The 18,648-nt window shown below is 61.0% G+C and carries 15 protein-coding genes and 1 pseudogene; 2 read left to right on the top strand and 14 right to left on the bottom strand.

What is annotated here, in order from left to right; translation table 11 throughout:
* Nucleotides 1-45: 45 nt before the first annotated feature.
* From AC07VV_RS21565 to arcD (AC07VV_RS21545), 5 genes are all read right to left on the bottom strand, one after another.
* The gene (locus AC07VV_RS21565; protein WP_495037426.1) at nt 46-408 is read right to left on the bottom strand and encodes a DUF5064 family protein; all 363 of its coding nucleotides are present in this window, start codon (nt 406-408) and stop codon (nt 46-48) included.
* Nucleotides 409-472: 64 nt separating this feature from the next.
* Complete coding sequence (gene arcC, locus AC07VV_RS21560; RefSeq protein ID WP_102621280.1) at nt 473-1,402, bottom strand: carbamate kinase; 930 nt, start codon at nt 1,400-1,402, stop codon at nt 473-475.
* A gap of 156 nt (nt 1,403-1,558) precedes the next feature.
* The gene (locus AC07VV_RS21555; RefSeq protein WP_096818276.1) at nt 1,559-2,569 is read right to left on the bottom strand and encodes an ornithine carbamoyltransferase; all 1,011 of its coding nucleotides are present in this window, start codon (nt 2,567-2,569) and stop codon (nt 1,559-1,561) included.
* 83 nt (nt 2,570-2,652) lie between these two features.
* The gene (gene arcA / locus AC07VV_RS21550; protein ID WP_096818274.1) at nt 2,653-3,909 is read right to left on the bottom strand and encodes an arginine deiminase; all 1,257 of its coding nucleotides are present in this window, start codon (nt 3,907-3,909) and stop codon (nt 2,653-2,655) included.
* 35 nt (nt 3,910-3,944) lie between these two features.
* A complete protein-coding gene (gene arcD / locus AC07VV_RS21545; RefSeq protein ID WP_495037425.1) occupies nt 3,945-5,372 on the bottom strand; it encodes an arginine-ornithine antiporter in 1,428 nt (475 codons plus the stop codon).
* A gap of 437 nt (nt 5,373-5,809) precedes the next feature.
* Here arcD (AC07VV_RS21545) and arcD (AC07VV_RS21540) point away from each other — a divergent pair, with 437 nt between their 5' ends.
* Complete coding sequence (gene arcD, locus AC07VV_RS21540) at nt 5,810-7,237, top strand: arginine-ornithine antiporter (RefSeq protein WP_495037424.1); 1,428 nt, start codon at nt 5,810-5,812, stop codon at nt 7,235-7,237.
* The gene (locus tag AC07VV_RS21535; protein WP_495037423.1) at nt 7,234-8,085 is read left to right on the top strand and encodes a DNA-3-methyladenine glycosylase family protein; all 852 of its coding nucleotides are present in this window, start codon (nt 7,234-7,236) and stop codon (nt 8,083-8,085) included. Before arcD (AC07VV_RS21540) ends, AC07VV_RS21535 begins: the two co-directional genes overlap by 4 nt.
* Before the next feature lie 13 nt (nt 8,086-8,098).
* Here AC07VV_RS21535 and AC07VV_RS21530 read toward each other — a convergent pair whose 3' ends face one another.
* From AC07VV_RS21530 to gap, 9 genes and pseudogenes are all read right to left on the bottom strand, one after another.
* Complete coding sequence (locus AC07VV_RS21530) at nt 8,099-9,445, bottom strand: CoA transferase (RefSeq protein ID WP_495037422.1); 1,347 nt, start codon at nt 9,443-9,445, stop codon at nt 8,099-8,101.
* Nucleotides 9,446-9,500: 55 nt separating this feature from the next.
* A complete protein-coding gene (locus tag AC07VV_RS21525) occupies nt 9,501-10,256 on the bottom strand; it encodes a methyl-accepting chemotaxis protein (RefSeq protein ID WP_371320921.1) in 756 nt (251 codons plus the stop codon).
* Between the two features lie 102 nt (nt 10,257-10,358).
* Nucleotides 10,359-11,366: pseudogene (locus AC07VV_RS21520) on the bottom strand (methyl-accepting chemotaxis protein); the annotation flags it as partial.
* Nucleotides 11,367-11,819: 453 nt separating this feature from the next.
* Nucleotides 11,820-12,215, bottom strand: coding sequence for a YbaN family protein (locus AC07VV_RS21515; RefSeq protein WP_495037421.1), 396 nt, complete (start codon nt 12,213-12,215; stop codon nt 11,820-11,822).
* 104 nt (nt 12,216-12,319) lie between these two features.
* A complete protein-coding gene (locus AC07VV_RS21510; RefSeq protein WP_495037420.1) occupies nt 12,320-12,916 on the bottom strand; it encodes a biliverdin-producing heme oxygenase in 597 nt (198 codons plus the stop codon).
* Nucleotides 12,917-13,027: 111 nt separating this feature from the next.
* Complete coding sequence (locus tag AC07VV_RS21505) at nt 13,028-15,613, bottom strand: TonB-dependent receptor (RefSeq protein ID WP_495037419.1); 2,586 nt, start codon at nt 15,611-15,613, stop codon at nt 13,028-13,030.
* Between the two features lie 122 nt (nt 15,614-15,735).
* Nucleotides 15,736-16,701 (bottom strand): FecR family protein, encoded by a 966-nt coding sequence (locus tag AC07VV_RS21500; RefSeq protein ID WP_495037418.1) that lies wholly within the window; start codon nt 16,699-16,701, stop codon nt 15,736-15,738.
* Nucleotides 16,702-16,825: 124 nt separating this feature from the next.
* The gene (locus tag AC07VV_RS21495) at nt 16,826-17,344 is read right to left on the bottom strand and encodes an RNA polymerase sigma factor (RefSeq protein WP_495037417.1); all 519 of its coding nucleotides are present in this window, start codon (nt 17,342-17,344) and stop codon (nt 16,826-16,828) included.
* A gap of 119 nt (nt 17,345-17,463) precedes the next feature.
* Nucleotides 17,464-18,465 carry a type I glyceraldehyde-3-phosphate dehydrogenase gene (gap, locus tag AC07VV_RS21490; protein ID WP_249490684.1) on the bottom strand — a complete coding sequence of 334 codons (1,002 nt, stop codon included), beginning with the start codon at nt 18,463-18,465 and terminating at the stop codon, nt 17,464-17,466.
* Nucleotides 18,466-18,648 lie beyond the last annotated feature (183 nt).

Here is an 18,648-nt window from a genome sequence, read left to right as displayed (position 1 = left end):
CGGACGGTTCGACGCCTCGACGTGGGAACGATCAGTAGAAAAGGGTTACTCGAAATGCTCGGGATTGACCGGATCCCCGGATTTCATATTCAACTGCACACGGATGTCTTCAAACATCAAATCGTAATGTTTGTGAACCGAGCCGATTTGGCTGTGGCTCTTGGGGATGCCGTATTTTTCGGCAATCTGCGTCACGTTGCGCGCGAAGTTGTAGGCCTCTTCCTTGGGCAGAAAGAACGGTTCGTTGACCTCTTTGCCCTGGATGCTTCCAACCAGCCGGAACTGTATCCCTTTGCCTTTTTGCGGATCCTGGGAGACCTCGTATTCGAGGCGGATGTTGTAGTTGACGTCATCTTGGGTCAACGCGTGCCGCTCGATGTGCAAATGACCGGGTTCGAACTGGGCCATGGTGTTCTCTCCTTTCAAGGCATGGGAGAAGGGCAGACCCTGGGTCTGCCCCCGGTATTTCTGGTTATCGGTAGGTGATGCCTGGCGCGGCGGTGCTGACCCGCGTACCGGCGGTGCCCTGGACGATGGCTTCGATGTCCGCCAGCGAACCGATCACCGCAACCTTGCCAGTATGGCGCGCAAATTCACAGGCTGCCTGCACCTTCGGCCCCATGGAGCCGGCAGCGAAACCCAGGCGTTCGAGCTCGTCCGGGTGAGCCTGGGCGATGGCTTTCTGGGTTGGCTTGTTGAAGTCGATGTACGCCGCGTTGACGTCGGTGGCGATCACCAGCAAGTCGGCTTCCAGTTGTTCGGCGAGCAGCGACGAGCACAGGTCTTTGTCGATCACCGCCTCAATACCTTTGAGGTTGCGCTTCTCGTCATACATGGTCGGGATGCCGCCGCCGCCAGCGCAGATCACGATGCTGCCCTTGTCCAGCAGCCACTTGATCGGGCGGATTTCGAAAATGCGTTTCGGCCGTGGACTGGCCACCACACGGCGGAACTTGTCGCCGTCCGGGGCAATCGCCCAGCCTTTCTCGGCGGCGAGCTTTTCTGCTTCAGCCTTGTCGTAGACAGGGCCGATCGGTTTGGTCGGGTTTTTGAAGGCCGGGTCGTTGGCGTCGACTTCGACCTGGGTGAGCAGGGTGGCGAACGGGACTTCGAAGTCCAGCAGGTTGCCCAGTTCCTGTTCGATGATGTAGCCGATCATGCCTTCGGTTTCGGCACCGAGCACGTCCAGCGGGTAAGGGGTGACGGAGGTGTAGGCGGCTGCCTGCAACGACAGCAGGCCGACTTGCGGGCCATTGCCGTGGGCGATGACCAGTTGGTTGCCGGGATGGATCTTGGCGATTTGCTCGGTGGCGATGCGGATGTTGGCGCGCTGGTTGTCAGCGGTCATCGGCTCACCACGGCGGAGCAGGGCGTTACCGCCCAGAGCTACGACGATACGCATGGTGCATGTCCTTTTCGTGTTGATCGTTCCCACGCTCCGCGTGGGAATGCCGCCACGGACGCTCCGCGTCCGCTGTGACGCAGAGCGTCACGGGATGCATTCCCACGCAGGAGCGTGGGAACGATCATGTGGGGAACGATCAGCGCAAGAGGCCAGTTACAGATCAGCCAGGGTCGACACCAGAATCGCCTTGATCGTGTGCATGCGGTTTTCCGCTTGCTCGAAGGCGATGCAGGCAGGCGACTCGAACACGTCGTCGGTCACTTCGATGCCGTTGGCCAGGTGCGGATACTGTTCAGCGATCTGTTTGCCGACCTTGGTATCGCTGTTGTGGAACGCCGGCAGGCAGTGCATGAACTTGGTGCGCGGATTGCCGGTGGCTTTCATCAGCTCTTTGTTGACCTGATATGGCAGCAGTTGCTGGATACGCTCGGCCCAGGCTTCAACCGGTTCGCCCATCGATACCCAGACGTCGGTGTGGATGAAGTCCACACCTTTGACGGCGGCTTTCGGGTCGTCAGTCAGGGTGATGCGGGCACCGCTTTCCTCTGCGTATTTTTTGCAGCGATCGACCAGATCGTCGTGCGGCCACAGGGCTTTCGGCGCGCAGATGCGCACGTCCATGCCCAGTTTGGCGCCGACCAGCAGCAGTGAGTTGCCCATGTTGTTGCGGGCGTCACCCAGGTAGGCGTAGCTGATTTCATGGATCGGCTTGTCAGCGTGCTCACGCATGGTCAGCACGTCGGCGATCATTTGCGTTGGGTGATATTCATCGGTCAGGCCGTTGAACACCGGCACGCCGGCGAACTTGGCCAGCTCTTCGACGATTTCCTGCTTGAAGCCACGGTACTCGATGGCGTCGTACATGCGACCCAGCACGCGGGCTGTGTCCTTCATGCTTTCCTTGTGGCCGATCTGCGAGGAATTCGGGTCGATGTAGGTGACGTTGGCGCCCTGGTCATAAGCGGCGACTTCGAACGCGCAACGGGTGCGGGTCGAGGTTTTTTCGAAGATCAGGGCAATGTTGTTGCCCTTCAGGTGTTGTTGCTCGGTGCCGGTGTACTTGGCGCGCTTGAGGTCGCGGGACAGGTCGAGCAGGTAACGCAGCTCACGTGGGGTGTGGTGTTCCAGGCTGAGCAGGTTACGGTTGTGAATGTTGAAAGCCATGATGGATCTCCTTCGGTATCGGTTATCCCCCTGGCCGCGACTTTCTGTTGAAAGAAGTTGAGTAGCGGCCAGGGCTCAGAGGTTTAGTAGTCGATTGGGTCGCGGACGATCGGGCAAGTCATGCAGTGGCCGCCGCCACGGCCACGGCCCAGTTCGCCGGCGCTGATAGTGATGACCTCGACCCCGGCCTTGCGCAGCAGGGTGTTGGTGTAGGTGTTGCGGTCGTAGCCGATGACCACGCCCGGTTCCACGGCCACCACGTTGTTGCCGTCATCCCATTGCTCGCGTTCGGCGGCGAAGCTGTTGCCGCCGGTTTCCACGACGCGCAGTTCCTTGAGGCCGAGCACATCGGCCACCACCTGGATGAACGACTTGTTCTCCCGGCGCACGTCCAGCCCATAAGGCTTGCTGCTGTCGGGACGGATGATGAACGGCACGATTTCCTTGACCACTTCCGGGAAGACCGTGACCAGGTCGCGGTCGCAGAAGCTGAACACGGTGTCCAGGTGCATCGCCGCGCGGGATTTCGGCAGGCCGGCGACCACGACTTTTTCCACGGCGCCTTTGGCGAACAGCGATTGCGCCAGTTGGCCGATGGCCTGACGCGAAGTGCGCTCGCCCATACCGATCAACACCACGCCATTGCCGATCGGCATGACGTCACCGCCCTCGAGGGTGGCCTGGCCGTGATCCTTGTCCGGGTCGCCGTACCAGACTTCGAAGTCGGCGTTGGTGAACTCGGGGTGGAATTTGTAGATGGCGGTGGTCAGCAGGGTTTCCTGACGACGGGCCGGCCAGTACATCGGGTTGAGCGTCACACCGCCGTAGATCCAGCAGGTGGTGTCGCGGGTGAACTGAGTGTTGGGCAGCGGTGGCAGCAGGAAGCTGGAGTGGCCCAGGTAATCGCGGTACATCTTGATCACGCTGGAGCCTTCGCTTTCCGGCAGATCTTCACCGGCCACGCCGCCGATCAGGAACTCGGCGAGCTTGCGTGGCTCCAGGCCTTCGAGCCAGCTGCGCACTTCGTTGGTCAGGCCGACGCCGACGGTGTCGGGGGTGATCTTGCGGTCCAGAATCCATTTCAGCGCTTCGGGGTTGGAAACGATGTCGGTCAGCAGGTTGTGCATTTCCAGCACTTCGATCCCGCGTTCGCGCATCTTGGTCACGAAGTCGAAGTGGTCACGCTTGGCCTGGTTGACCCAGATGACGTCGTCGAACAGCAGTTCATCGCAGTTGTTCGGGGTCAGCCGCTGATGGGCCAGACCTGGGGAGCAAACCATGACTTTGCGCAGTTTGCCGGCTTCGGAATGGACGCCGTACTTAACTTTTTCCGTGGTCATTTCAGTGATCCTCCAGATAACAAATCAGTCAGGGGTTACAGAGTCAGGAAGCCGTCGTAGAGACCGTAGGCAGCCACCAGGGCACCCACGACCACCGCGGCGAAAATCAGCTTCTCGACGTTGGTGAAAACCGGTTGTTTGAGTTCCAGCTTGGCCTTGGCGAACAGGATCGCGCCGGGCGCATAGAGCAGGGCCGAGAGCAGCAGGTACTTCACGCCACCGGCGTAGAGCAGCCAGACCGCATAGATCAGGGCGATGCCGCCGATGATCAGGTCCTTGCGGCGTTCGGCCGCGAAGCCTTCGTAGCTTTCGCCACGCACCGCCAGCAGCAGGGCGTAGGCCGCCGACCACAGGTACGGCACCAGAATCATCGAAGTGGCGAGGTAGATCAGCGACAGGTAAGTGCTGGCCGAGAACAGGGTGATGATCAGGAAAATCTGCACCATCGCGTTGGTCAGCCACAGGGCGTTGACCGGCACGTGGTTGGCGTTCTCCTTGCGCAGGAACTCCGGCATGGTGTGGTCCTTGGCGGCGGCGAACATGATCTCCGCGCACAGCAGCACCCACGACAGCAGCGCCCCCAGCAGCGAGATGATCAGGCCGACGCTGATCAGCACCGCGCCCCAGTGACCGACCACGTGCTCCAGCACGGCGGCCATCGACGGGTTCTGCAGTTTGGCCAGTTCCGGCTGGGTCATGATGCCCAGTGACAGCACGTTCACCAGCACCAGGAACAGCAGCACGGTGATGAAACCGATCACGGTGGCCTTGCCGACGTCCGAACGTTTTTCCGCCCGGGCCGAGAAGATGCTCGCGCCTTCGATGCCGATGAACACCCACACGGTGACCAGCATCATGTTGCGCACCTGGTTCATCACGCTGCCCAGATCCGGGTTTTTAACGCCCCAGATGTCGGCGGTGAAGATGTCCAGTTTGAAGGCGAAGATCGCGATCAGGACGAACAGCAGCAACGGCACGACCTTGGCGACGGTGGTCACCAGGTTGATGAACGCCGCTTCCTTGATCCCGCGCAGCACCAGGAAGTGCACCGCCCACAGCAGCACCGAGGCGCCTATTACCGCCGCAACGGTGTTGCCTTCACCGAAAATCGGAAAGAAATACCCGAGGGTGCTGAACAGCAGAACGAAGTAACCGACGTTGCCCAGCCAGGCACTGATCCAGTAGCCCCAGGCCGAAGAAAAACCCATGTAGTCGCCGAAACCGGCCTTGGCGTAGGCGTAGACGCCGCCGTCCAGGTCAGGTTTGCGATTAGCCAAGGTTTGGAAGACAAAAGCGAGGGTGAGCATGCCGACAGCGGTGATGGCCCAACCGATCAACACGGCACCCACGTCGGCGCTGGCTGCCATGTTTTGTGGCAAAGAGAATATCCCGCCACCGATCATTGATCCGACTACCAAGGCAACCAGTGCACCTAGTCGTAGTTTTCCGGGAGCTTCAGACATTGCATGACTCCATTGCAGGAGAGAAGAGTTCACAGCGTAGTTCTGTTGGCTTTTCAAACAGCTGACTTAGATCAGTGCATGCTCACATTCCATTGTTAATGAATGACTTATGAAACCACTGCAGGCATAAAGCTATTGTCTGGAAGGCCCGTTCCAGAGGCCTTTGGTCGATATGGTTGGGAATGGATCCTATTACTTTCGAGTTATCACGCTAGTTGCTTTTCCACTTTTGGCAAATTTTTCACATCTGTTTTCAGTACAGAATTGATTTATTAGGATCAGCGCACAAAACTGTCTTAACGTGCTAGGCGTTAGCGTCATCGGCTATATATAACCGGGCGTTTGTTGGCATTACCTGATAAACGTCTGCAAGCTTTATCCGTTTAGTTAATAGTTGTTACAGATAAAACCTCACCCCATCTTTCAAGGAGATTTGAATGTCGCAACCGACGCAAAAGCTGCGCCTTGGCGCGCTGATCGCCCTGGTGGTGGGTTCGATGATCGGCGGGGGGATTTTCTCTTTGCCGCAGAACATGGCGGCTCGAGCCGACGCCGGGGCAATCCTGATCGGCTGGGGGATCACGGCCATCGGCATGCTCACGCTGGCGTTCGTGTTCCAGACCCTGGCCAACCGCAAGCCTGAGCTGGACTCGGGCGTCTACGCCTACGCCAAGGCCGGGTTTGGCGACTACATGGGTTTCTCTTCCGCGTGGGGCTACTGGATCAGCGCCTGGCTGGGCAACGTCGGGTATTTCGTGTTGCTGTTCAGCACCCTCGGCTACTTCTTTCCGGTGTTCGGTCAGGGCAACACGCCGATCGCAATTGGTTGCGCTTCGGTGTTGCTGTGGGCCGTGCATTTTCTGGTGATGCGCGGGATCAAGGAGGCGGCGTTCATCAACCAGCTGACGACCGTGGCCAAGATCGTGCCGCTGATCATGTTCATCGTCATCGCTGCCGTGGCGTTCAAGGCCGATATCTTTACCCGTGACATCTGGGGCCACAGCAACCCGAACTTCGGCGGGGTGATGGATCAGGTGCGCAACATGATGCTGGTGACGGTGTTCGTGTTCATCGGTATCGAAGGCGCCAGCGTGTATTCGGCGCGGGCCGAGAAACGGGCGGACGTCGGTCGGGCCACGGTCATTGGCTTCATTGGCGTGCTGGCGCTGCTGGTGCTGGTCAACGTGCTGTCGCTGGGGATCATGAGCCAGCCGGAACTGGCAACCCTGCAGAACCCTTCGCTGGCGGCGGTGCTGGAGCACATCGTCGGGCCGTGGGGCGCGCTGGCGATCAGCATCGGCCTGGCGATTTCGCTACTCGGTGCGTTGCTGTCATGGGCGTTGCTCTGCGCCGAAATCCTCTTCGCCACCGCCAAGGACAAGACCATGCCGGCGTTCCTGAAAAAGGAAAACGCCAACCATGTGCCGGTCAACGCGCTGTGGCTGACCAACGTGATGATCCAGATTTTCCTGCTGATCACGCTGTTTTCCGCCGGCACTTACACCAGCCTGATCTACCTCGCCTCGTCGATGATTCTGGTGCCGTACCTGTGGTCGGCGGCTTACGCGGTGCTGTTGAGCGGGCGGGGAGAAACCTATGAACATGCCTCGGCCGAACGCACCAAGGACCTGCTGATCGGCGGCATCGCCCTGTGCTACGCGGTGTGGTTGCTGTACGCCGGCGGAGTGAAATATTTGCTGCTGTCAGCGCTGTTGTATGCGCCGGGGGTGATTCTGTTCGCCAAGGCCAAGCATGAGCAGGGCGAGCCGCTGTTCACCATGATCGAGAAGGGCATTTTCACCTGCGTCATCGCCGGTGCCGGGCTCGCGGCCTACGGGTTGTACAGCGGCTTGCTGTCGCTGTGAGGCTGCGGCTCGAATACCGGGCGCCCTACGACTGGCCGGCGATGCTCGGGTTTCTCGCGGCGCGGGCGGTGGTCGGGATGGAGACCGTTGTCGATGGCGTGTATTCGCGCAGCATCGGTTTGAACGGTGTGCATGGCACGGTTTCGGTCTGGCCCGGTGACGGTGATGCGCTGGAGGTCGAGCTGGATTTTCCGGATGCGGCGGCGGTGCCCGAGATCATCACGCGCTTGCGTCGGCTGTTCGATCTGGATGCGGATCTGCCGACGATGCAGCGCCATCTGGCGGCGGATCCGCTGCTGGCGCCATTGATTGCCGAACGCCCGGGGTTGCGGGTGCCGGGCGCGTGGGACGGACTGGAGCTGGCGTTTCGGGCGGTGCTGGGGCAGCAGATTACGGTGGTCGGGGCGATCCGGCTGGCGGGGAAAATGGTGGCGCAGTATGGCGAGCCGCTGCGTTCAGCAGTGCCGGGGCTGACCCATGTGTTTCCCGAAGCGGTGGTCCTGGCGAACGCGGATCTGGCGACGCTGGGCATGCCGAAAAGTCGCGGACGCACCTTATCCGGTGTGGCGCAGGCGTTGCTAGATGATCCGTTGCTGTTTGCCTCCGGGACCGCACGGTTGCTGGCGCTGCACGGGATCGGCGACTGGACGGCGCAGTACATCGCGCTGAGACAGTTGCGGGACATGGACGGGTTTCCGACCGGGGATGTGGGGTTGCTGCGGGCGCTGGAGGTGCTGGAAGGGGCGCGGATGACGGCGCGGGAATTGTCTACCCGCGCCGAGGCCTGGCGACCGTTTCGGGGGTATGCGGCGCAGGTGTTGTGGACATCGTCGAGTCGTGCGGATTGATACCCGCACACACTTAAAACCATCGCGGTTGATGTGAACCCAACTCAGTGGCCGGCAATGCCCAGTGCAACGGCGTCCCGCTGATCTTCAGCGGCGCTTGTAGCCGATGCGCCGCCCCCCAAGGCGTGTGCTCCACCAGCAAGTTCCGATCCCGTTCATCTTCCGGACGCAACGCTTCGTCCGTCCCCGGCCCCTGCTCGATCAACAGCTTCGCCGTCCGCGCCAGCGACAATCGTGCGGACCCACCTCGACCACTGCGCAGCCTTTCAGCCAGTAACCTGATCGCACTCGCCGCCATCAGATACCCCGTCGCATGATCCAGTGCCTGCACCGGCAGCGGAGTCGGTTTGTCAGCCTGCTTCCAGCGCTGTCCGGCCTCGGCAATCCCACTGCTCATCTGCACCAGGCTGTCGAAGCCCCGGCGGTTCTGCCACGGGCCGCTCCAGCCGTAGGCATTGAGGCAGACGTCGATCAGCCCCGGTGCCAGTTGCCGGCGACGTTCGGCTCCGAAGCCCAGATGTTCAAGGGCGTCAGCGCGATAGCCGTGCAGCAGAATGTCAGCATCCTTGAGCAGGCTTTCAAACACCGCGCGATCTGCCGGCTCATGCAGATCGAGCCGCGCACAGCGTTTGCCGAGGGTCACTTCCGGCACTACGCCGGGCTCGTTCCAGGTCGGCGGGTCGATGCGCAGGACATTGGCGCCGAGCCCCGCGAGAAAGCGGCTGGCGGTCGGGCCGGCCAGTACGCGAGTCAAATCGAGCACCTTGAGTCCGGCCAATGGCTGCGCCACCGAGCCTTTCCAGGGTTGATGATCTACTTCTCCATCACTGAAATGCACTAAGGGTTCGGCATTCACCGCCAGCCCTTGCGGGTGCTTCTGCCACTGCGCCCAACTGCGCATTTCGGCGGCGCAGCCCTTGGCCTCGACCACCGCTTGCTCCAGATCGGCACTGGCCCATTGGGCGACTTCCGCCGCCATCGCCGCGCGGTCGACACAGGCACCGAGCACGCTTTCGGCGGCGGCGCGATGATGCGGGGCGTTGGTGTGCAGGCGAATCCAGCCATCCTTGGTCGCGTAGTCGCCGGCTACCGGATCCCACAGCGGCGGCACTTCCCAGCCGATCGGTCGCAGCGACGTAGCGAACCAGAACGAGGCGAGACGGCGGTCGACTTCAATACCAGGCAAGTCGCCGGTTTGCTGCTGAAGCAGTTCGGCGACTGCCTGTCCGGCAGCGGCAATGCTCGCGCAGGCAAGCTCGGTGACGGCAAACGCCGAAGGCAGGGCGCCTTCGGCGGTGAGCGGAATCGGCGTGCGGGACAAGCCGAGCGCGGCTTGAATGGACGTGAGCAGATCAGTCATCGAAGGCCCTCCGGAAGAGGGCCTGATCATAGAACAGATGACGATCGGTGGGAGGTCAGACGCGGAACTGATCCATCAATTTCATCTGCTGGCTGGCCAGGGCATTCAACTGGCTGCTGATCGCCGCCGATTCGGTGGCCTGTTCGGTCAGGGTCTCGGTGACGGTGCGGATCGCCGAGACGTTGCGGTTGACCTCTTCGGCCACGGCGCTTTGCTGTTCGGCGGCGCTGGCGATTTGCAGGTTCATGTCGCTGATCACGGTGACCGCGTCACTGATCTTGCCGAGAGCGTCCACGGCCTGACGGATCTGCCCGGCGTTGTTGTGGGCCTGGGTCTGGCTCGAATGCATGGTCGCGACCACGCCACGGGTGCCGGTCTGGATGCGTTCGATCACCACGCGGATTTCTTCCACCGAATCCTGAGTGCGCTTGGCCAGGTTACGCACTTCGTCGGCAACCACCGCGAAACCACGGCCGCTTTCACCGGCACGGGCCGCTTCGATTGCGGCGTTCAGCGCCAGCAGGTTGGTCTGTTCGGCGATGCTGCGGATCACTTCCAGCACGGAACCGATTTGCTCGCTGTTGACCGCCAACTCTTCAACTTCGGTCACCGCTTTGCTGACTTCATCGGCCAGTTGATTGATGTCGCGGGTGCTGCGTTCGATGATCGACATCCCGTCCTTGGCCGACTGATCGGCGCCCTTGGCGGCATTGGCCGCGTTCGAAGCACTGTTGGCCACGTCATGGGCGGTGGCGCTCATTTCGTTGGATGCGGTGGCCACCTGATCGATCTCGCGGAACTGCACCTGCATGCCTTCGCTGGTCTGGCGGGCGATTTCCGACGATTGATCGGCGGTGCCACGGGCTTCGGTGATGCTCTGTTTGATCTGGGCGATGGTCGGTTGCAGCTTGTCGAGGAAGCGGTTGAACCAGTTCACCAGTTCGCCCAGTTCATCCTTCTTGGTGTAGTTCAGGCGCTGGGTCAGGTCGCCTTCACCGCTGGCGATATTCTTCAGCATCTCGGCGACGCTGTTGATCGGACGGGTCACACCGGAGGCGGTGAGCCAGATCAGCAGCAGGCCGATCAGACCAGCGATCACGGCCACCGACAGCGCGGTAATCATGCCGGTTTGCTGAGCGTCGTCGAGCACCGTTTGCAGCTTGACCGAGTCGGCCAGCAGCACTTGTTTCGGCAGGTCGATGACCACGCCCCAGGCCCGGGAATTGCCGATCGGATCGACCGGGTACACGGCGCGGATCAGGTCGCCCTGTTCGAGAATCTTCGGTGTGCCGGCGCTCAGCAGTTGCAGGATGTCCTTGCCTTCGGCGCCGAGGGTTTCGGCGATGCCTTTGCCGACCTTGGTCGCGTCGGTGCTGTAGGCGCCGAGCACGCCGCTGCCGGAGACGATCAACATGTGCCCGGCACCGTTGAACAGTTCGCGCTGAGAACCCACGGCCGCCGCTTGCAGGGCGTCGAGGGCGATGTCGATGCCGACCACGCCAATGGCCTTGCCGTCCACCAGCAACGGCACGGAAATGGTGGTCATGAGCATTTCCTTGCCGCCCACGGTGTCGGCGTACGGGTCGAGCAGGCAAGTGCGCTTATTGTCGCGAGGGCAGGTGTACCAACTGTTGTAGGGCGTGCCGCTGACGCTGAGGGTGGTCTTGGTCATGTCTTCTTCGACCATGATCGTGTTCAGCGCAGAACCGGCGGCGCGGCTCCAGTAGGTGGCGAAGCGCCCGGCTTCGTTGGACTGGCGCGCCGCGTCATTGACGAACTCGCTGTCCTTGCCGTCCAGGCCGTTGGGTTCGAAGGCCAGCCAGATGCCGAGCACCTTGCTGTTGCGCTCGAACGCGGTTTTCAGGCTCAGGTTCAACTCTTCGCGCAAAGCGCCGGCGTCAAGCGAACGCTTGGCGGCCATGACGCGCATGTCCTTGATCTGGTCGGCCAGTGCTGTAATCACCAGCAGACTCTCACCGAAGGTTTTCTGCACTTGTACTGCCTGTTCGGCAGCCTTGGCCTGCAGCAGGTTCTGCACGCTGGCGGTGAGCATCTTGCTGCTCGACTCGCTGACCAGTTCGTCGTTCTGGTTGGTCTGGTAGATGTTGATGCCGACGATCAGCGCAACCACGCCGAGCAGGCACAGGCCGGACAGCAGGACGATTTTCAGGCGAATGGACAGAGAGTCGAACATGGGATGTTCTCGCGAATGAATGAACGGTTGGCTACGGGGCACGGAGTTGCCCGGTTCGCCAAATCCATTCAGCGCCATTCAATGCTCATCGGCGCGGGGCGAGGGTGCATGAGGCGCAAGCCGACGAACGGTCACGGCTAAACGTTTGCGCGGGCAAATGCCCTGAAAAGAAGGGAAAAATCAGGAAATCTTCGGCAACGCTTCCGGTCGAGACCAGATCCACAGATTGCCCAGCGTCATGCCGGCGATCGCCAGATAGACCGGCCAGCCGTGATCGAGCATCACCAGCATCAGGGTCGCGCACAGCAGCATGCTGACGGTGGCGCTGACCTTGGCCTTGCGGGCGATGATCTTGCCGTTGCGCCAGTTGCTCAGGATCGGGCCGAACAGCCGATGGTTTTCCAGCCAGGCACTCAGGCGCGGCGAACTGCGGGTGGCAGCCCAGGCGGCGAGCAGGATGAACTCGGTGGTCGGCAGGCCGGGCACGACGATGGCGATCAGGCCGATGCCGAGGCTGACATAGGCGAGCAGACCGAACAGCAGGCGGGCGAGTCTGGAAGAGGCGGGTTGGGGCATGGGCTCGAGGTGCGTGAGGCGAAACGGGGATTCTACAGGCTGGCGCCATTCCCATGTGGAAGCTGGTTGGCCAGCTCCCCCAGGGTTTTGTGTCGGGCTTGGGATCAGGCCAGCTCGGCTTCTGTGGCGTAAGCCTGTTCCAGCAGCACGGTGAAGCGGTTGAACGCGTCGATCGCGCCTTGCTCGACTTCGGCTTCTTCTTCGGCACTGAATTGCAGCGAATCGAGGGTGCGCACGAAGCTCTTCCAGCCTTCGGCACGACCGCCTTCAGGCTCGCCCAGGTGACGGGCGCCGAAGGTTTCGCTCAGCTCCAATGCGACGGCGCGTTTGATCAGGAACGCGGCGCCGAGCTTGGAGCCCTCGGAGACGAAGATCCAGCCCAGGGCGCGGGCCTTGCTCGGGTTTTTCACCGCGCCGGCGACCGGGGCAGGCACTTCGGTGTCGAGATCGGCGAGGTCGGCCTTGGCCGCTTCGGCGCGGCAGCGGGCCGGCAGATCAGGGACGATGGCGGTCAGTTCGGCATCGTTGTACAGCGAGACCAGTTCCGACTGGAACAGGTACTGCGCAACCACGAAGCGGGCGAAATTGGCACGGGTCTCGAACGGCGCGTGGGCCTTGACCAGCGCATCGAGCTTGCTGTGCGGCTCGTGGGTGATCTGGTTCAGGCGTTGCGAACGCAGGGCTTTTTCCGGGGTGCTCATGAGATGTCCTTGAAAAGAAGAGGCGCTTGATAACAAGACGAACGGGCAAGCGCCGGACAGTAAAAAAACCTCACGGCGCGGCAATGCACACGCGCCGTGAGGTGGGCCGGATCAGATATCCCAGACCAGGTTGATCGCGAAGTTGCGACCCGGCTGGGTCAGGCGATCAAGGTTGGCCGGTTGTGTCACCGAAGCTTCGCCGACGCTGTCGTAACCGCGCACGTCATCCCACAACCAGTACTTCTTGTCGGTCAGGTTGTAGATGCCGCCGCTGACGGTGACGTCGTCGGTGACCTTGTAATAACCGGCCAGATCGAGAATGCCGAAGCCCGGCGACTTGAACTGGCTGCTGACACCGTCCGGCGACTTGAAGTTGGTGTCGTCGACGCGATCCTTTTTCTTCACCACGGTCCAGCTCAGCAGGCCGCCGTAGTTGTCCTGGTCATAACCCAGACCGAATACGCCGGTCAGCGGATTGACGCTGTTCAACGGCTCGCCGTTGTCGTTGTTGCGTCCGTAGGCGTAGGAAATCGAACCCTGGGTGTACAGACCTTGCGGCGCGCCGAAGGAATCCAGGTTCAGGCGACCTTTGACTTCGGCACCCTTGATGGTGGCGTGCTTGATGTTGCTGGACTGGAAGGTCAGCTCGCTGTAGCCCGGAGTGACGGCGTCTTCGTTGATGAAGTCGCGGTACTTGTTATAGAACACCGCCACGTCGAACGAGCCTTGCTCGAAGTTGCCGCGCAGACCGGTTTCATAGCTTTTGCTTTTTTCCGGTTCCAGGTTCGGGTTCGGTGCCACGTTGTAGCCGGTGGTGCTGTTCTCGAAGCGGCCGTACAGCGCTTTCGCGGTCGGGGTGCGGAAGCCTTCGGCGTACTGACCGTACCAGGTGTAGTTTTCGGTCAGGGCGTAGGTCAGGCCGAATTTTGGCGAGACTTTATGCCAGGTCTTGTTCTCGTCGCTGACCGTGCCTTTGCCGTCGGCAGCCACGGTGTTGAGGAATTCCTGGGTGATGTGCGGCTTGAGCTGGGTGTAGTCGTAGCGCAGGCCTGGCAGGAAGGTCCACTTGTTCCAGCTGATCTGATCCTGGGCGAACAGGCTGTAGGTGTTGATGGTCGGGTCCGGGAAGTCGCTGGACTTCTTCAGCACGTCCGCCGCACTGGTGGCGCCGATGGCGGTGCAGCCGCGACCGACTGCCAGGCACTTGCCGTCACCGCTGCGCGAACCGGTGACTTTCTGCTGTTTGATCGTGGTGCCGTAGGTCAGCACGTGATCGGTGTCACCGATGGCGAATGCCTTGTCCAGTTGCGCATCGAACACCCATTGTTTTTCCTCGTAGATCGTGTCGCGGGTACGCAGCACTTTACGGGTCATCGGGTAGTAGAACTCTTCGGTGCTCTGGTCAGTCTTGGCGACCTGGTGGTTGAGACTCCACTTCACGTTATCGGCCAGCAGGCTGTCGAGGGCGAAGCTGTGCTCCAGGCCGAAACGCTCACGGGTGACGGTGTCGTTGCCGGTACGCCACTGATACATGCCGCCGGGCAGCATGCTGTTGGGGATCGTCGGAGCACCATTGAAGAACGGGCCGCCGTAGGCACTTTTCTGATCGGTGTCGCGATCATCCTTGTACTTTTCGTAGGTCAGGCCCAGGCGTGAACCTTCGCTGTAGTTCCAGCCGATCTTGGCCAGCACGTTGGTGGCTTTCACGTCCTCCGGGTTGGCGGCGGTGCGCTCGAGGCCGGTGCCGTTGTTGCTGCCGTAGGAATCGGTTTCATGACCGTCGCGCTGGCTGTAGTGCAACAGGCCGTCGAACTGGTCGGCGCGACCGGCGACGGTGGCGGATTTCAGCCAGCTGTCGTCGGCGGAGCTGTAGCCGGTTTTCAGGCGGGCGCCGACGTCTTTGCCGGGCTTGATGATGTCGTCCGGGTCGAGGGTGTAGTAGCTGACGGCGCCGCCGATGGCGTTGCTGCCATACAGCACCGAAGCCGGGCCGCGGAGGATTTCGACGCGTTTGACGATTTCCGGGTCGACGTAGTTGCGCTGGGTCTTGGCGTACGGGCCGTTGAAGAAACCGTCGGGTACTTCGACACCGTCGACCTGAGTCAGGATGCGGTCACCGTCGATACCGCGAATGTTGTAGCCGCTGATCCCGCCGCGCTGGCCGGCGCCGCCGACGGAGACGCCCGGCTCGTAACGCACCAGATCCTTGATGGTGTTGACGTTGTTGCGGTCCAGGTCCTGGCGGGTCTGCACGGTGACGGTGGCCGGCACGCTGCTCACCGACTGTTCCTGGCGGGTGGCGCTGATGGTCACCTGATCGAGGTTGAGCGCGCCGCTGTTGTTGCGCTTTTCCAGCACGACATTGTTGTTGCTGATTTTGCGGAAGCTCAGGTTGGTCCCCACCAACAGGCGCTCCAGGGCTTTTTCCGGTGGCAGCGAACCGCGCACGCCCGGCGACGACACGCCTTGACCCAGTTCCGCCGGCAAGCCGACCTGCCAGCCCGTGACGGCGGTGAAGGCATTGAGCGCCGACACCAGCGGTTGCTGGCCGATGGCGAACGAGTAATCGCCCATGTTGCGTGCCGGCTGCTCGGTGGCAGCCATCAGCGGCGCGGTGCCGGCCATCAGGATGGCGGCGGTCAACAGCGACAGCACGCGGGAAGGGGAAGAAGTCTGGCGGGTAAGGCGTGAGGACATCGATAGCGCTCCGTGTCGCACGAATCTTTATAGGTGCTGATTGGTATCGCGAGATGCGAATCAATTGCATTGGCTATAACGAGACGAACGAGCTTCGGCTATCGAGTAAAAATAATTCTCATTTAGTTCAAAATCACCAGCGCCGGGAATTCCTGAAGCTTGGCCGAGGTGATGTGAGCGAGCGAACGGACTACGTCCAGCGGTTGATCGAGACGGTAATTGCCGGTGACGGCGACGTCGGCCAACTGCTCGTTGGTGTTGATGATGAAACCTGGATAGTAGCGGCGCAGTTCCGCCAGCACCTGGTTCAGCGGGCAGTTTTCGAAGATCAGCCGACCCTGCACCCACGCCAGATCGGTGGCGGCGTCGACCTTGGCCGGGCGGTCGAAACCATTCGGACCGATACGGATGCTTTCCCCAGCGGACAGCCGCACACGGGCATCGTCACGGGTCGCGCGCAGATCGACATCGCCACGCTGCACCCGCACCTGCGCCACGCCGTCCAGGTAACGTACGGCGAACGCGGTGTCGCGCACGCTGGCTTTCACCGGCCCGGCGTCGATTTCCAGCGGCTGGCTACGGCTGGCCGGAATCTCGAAAAACGCTTCGCCCTGATACAGGCGCGCCACGCGCTGCCGGTCGTTGATCGTGCTGGAGAAGGCGGAATTGGTGTTGAGCAGGACTTTCGAACCGTCCTCAAGCTGCAGCCGTTGCCGCTCGCCGACCACGGTCAAGTGATCGGCCTGCAGACGCATCGGCAGGTTGCTGAAACTGAACAGGCCGAGCACCAGCACGGCGGCGGTGGCCAGCGGTTTCCAGTGCGGACGCAGACGTGTGAGGACGGTGACTTTCTTCGGTTGGGCCGCGAGGTTCTGCGCGCACTGGGCGATCTGCGGGCCGTCCCAGATCGCCTGGGCCTTGGCGAACGCCTGGGCGTTCAACGGATCGGCCGCCAGCCAGGCATGAAATTGCCGGGTCTGCTCCTCGTCCGGGCTACCGAGCACGATGAGCCAGTCCAGAGCCTGGTCCATTGCGTTGGCGGCGTCCTGCGCCTTATCGGGCGAAGGAGGGCGGTGGGTGTCCGTCACGGTGTTTCCTCGGCAGTGTCTGTGCACGGCTGTTTTTTTAGTGAAGCGTAAAAGTCGGGCAAGGGTAACAAAGCCCGATGTTCAGTGCAGTCGATCCTGGCACTTAGAGAAAAAACCTACAGCATCAGTCCCCATTCAAGCGCTCGGCGACACCGATGCAAATGGTCATGATCAGTTTGAGTTCTTTCTGCACCGTGCTCAGAGAGACACTCAGTTCTTCGGCGATTTCCTGATAGCTGTGCCCGTGCAGGCGGCTGAGGATGAAGATTTGCTGCTGACGGGGGCTGAGTTCACCGAGGCTCACGTTCAGGCGCTCCAGCAATTGTTCGGCGTGGGCGGCGTCTTCGGCGCTGCTGGCGGGGGCGGCGACGCTGTGCACCACGTCCTGCGGCACGTCGTCGACCATGGTGCGTGAATGAATCTTGCGCGCACGCAAATGGTCCAGCGCCAGGTTGCGCGCGGTCTGGAAGACAAAGGGTTCAAGGTGGTCGATGACCCGTTCGCTCAGCGCCCGGGTGACGCGCAGGTAGGTTTCCTGCAACAGGTCTTCGGCGGTGCTGTGGTTGTTGACCATTCGTTCCAGCGTTCGCAGCAGTGAAGTGCGCTGGGCGAGGAAAACGTGATTGAACTGCGACTGACTCACGGGAGGACCTGATCCATTTCGAGCGAATGATAATGCTTATCATCCGCCCGAGTGGTCAAGTGTTGATTTGTCAAAGGTTGGTAAAGCTATTGCCCGCTCTCAAATCGGCGGCAGCGGTTTTATTCCGCGTTGCACAGCGCCAGGCAGTTATCGAGCATGCGGTTGGAGAAGCCCCACTCGTTGTCGTACCAGGCCAGCACTTTCAGCAATTTGCCGCTGGATTTGGTGTGGTTGGCGTCGAAGATCGACGACAGCGGGTTGTGGTTGAAGTCACTCGATACCAGCGGAAGCGTGTTGTAGCCCAGGATCTTCGAATGCTGGCTCGCGGCTTTCATCAGTGCGTTCACTTCATCGGCCGAGGCTTCACGCTTCAACTGCACGGTCAGGTCAACCAGCGACACATTGATCACCGGCACGCGCACGGCCATGCCGGTCAGTTTGCCCGCCAGTTCCGGCAGCACCAGGCCCACGGCTTCGGCTGCGCCGGTCTTGCTCGGGATCATGTTCTGTGTGGCCGAACGGGCGCGGTACGGGTCGGTGTGATAGACGTCGGTCAGGTTCTGGTCGTTGGTGTAGGCGTGAATAGTGGTCATCAAGCCGCTTTCGATGCCCAGTTCGCGGTGCAGCACCTGGGCCACCGGGGCCAGGCAGTTGGTGGTGCACGATGCGTTGGAAATGATCTGGTGCGACTGGCGCAAAATGTCGTGGTTCACACCATAAACAACGGTGGCATCGGCGCCTTTGGCAGGGGCCGAGATGATGACTTTGCGCGCACCGGCAGTAATATGCGCGGCGGCCTTGGCACGGTCGGTGAACAGACCGGTGCATTCGAATACCACATCAATCTTTTCCGCAGCCCACGGCAACTCGGCCGGGTTACGGATGGCGCTGACCGCAATGCGGTCACCGTTGACGGTCAGACTCTCGTTGTCATGCGCAACTTCAGCATCGAACGTGCCGTGAACGGTATCGTATTTGAGCAAGTGCGCATTCATCGCGCTGTCGCCCAGATCGTTGATGGCGACGATCTGCAAATCCTGACGATAGCCTTGGGTATACAGTGCGCGCAGGACATTACGGCCGATGCGGCCAAAACCATTGATTGCGATTCGAAGAGTCATTGAACAGCGCCGCCGTCGTTTTGTTGTTGGAATTACAAGATTATTCGCATAAAAATAGAAAACAAGCCTTTTTAGTGGCAATATTTTGTTTTATCTACAACGAGTGACCTGAATCAACTGGTCCGAATGATCAAGAAAACCGCTCGTCATCCCACGCGAACGGGCTTTTGATCAGCATAGACA

The sequence above is a fragment of the Pseudomonas sp. GW821-FHT02C04 genome (genome assembly GCF_059421845.1).
The sequence above is the reverse complement of the archived record's forward strand: the minus strand, read 5'-3'. Positions and strand labels throughout refer to the sequence as shown.

Bases quoted from the DNA above. Each gene is read 5' to 3' on its own strand.
- AC07VV_RS21505 (WP_495037419.1), bottom strand. From the start codon at position 15,613: ATGTCCTCACGCCTTACCCGCCAGACTTCTTCCCCTTCCCGCGTGCTG.
- arcA (WP_096818274.1), bottom strand. From the start codon at position 3,909: ATGACCACGGAAAAAGTTAAGTACGGCGTCCATTCCGAAGCCGGCAAA.
- AC07VV_RS21555 (WP_096818276.1), bottom strand. From the start codon at position 2,569: ATGGCTTTCAACATTCACAACCGTAACCTGCTCAGCCTGGAACACCAC.
- AC07VV_RS21515 (WP_495037421.1), bottom strand. From the start codon at position 12,215: ATGCCCCAACCCGCCTCTTCCAGACTCGCCCGCCTGCTGTTCGGTCTG.
- arcD (WP_495037425.1), bottom strand. From the start codon at position 5,372: ATGTCTGAAGCTCCCGGAAAACTACGACTAGGTGCACTGGTTGCCTTG.
- AC07VV_RS21530 (WP_495037422.1), bottom strand. From the start codon at position 9,445: ATGACTGATCTGCTCACGTCCATTCAAGCCGCGCTCGGCTTGTCCCGC.
- AC07VV_RS21565 (WP_495037426.1), bottom strand. From the start codon at position 408: ATGGCCCAGTTCGAACCCGGTCATTTGCACATCGAGCGGCACGCGTTG.
- gap (WP_249490684.1), bottom strand. From the start codon at position 18,465: ATGACTCTTCGAATCGCAATCAATGGTTTTGGCCGCATCGGCCGTAAT.
- arcD (WP_495037424.1), top strand. From the start codon at position 5,810: ATGTCGCAACCGACGCAAAAGCTGCGCCTTGGCGCGCTGATCGCCCTG.
- arcC (WP_102621280.1), bottom strand. From the start codon at position 1,402: ATGCGTATCGTCGTAGCTCTGGGCGGTAACGCCCTGCTCCGCCGTGGT.
- AC07VV_RS21510 (WP_495037420.1), bottom strand. From the start codon at position 12,916: ATGAGCACCCCGGAAAAAGCCCTGCGTTCGCAACGCCTGAACCAGATC.
- AC07VV_RS21525 (WP_371320921.1), bottom strand. From the start codon at position 10,256: ATGCAGGTGCAGTTCCGCGAGATCGATCAGGTGGCCACCGCATCCAAC.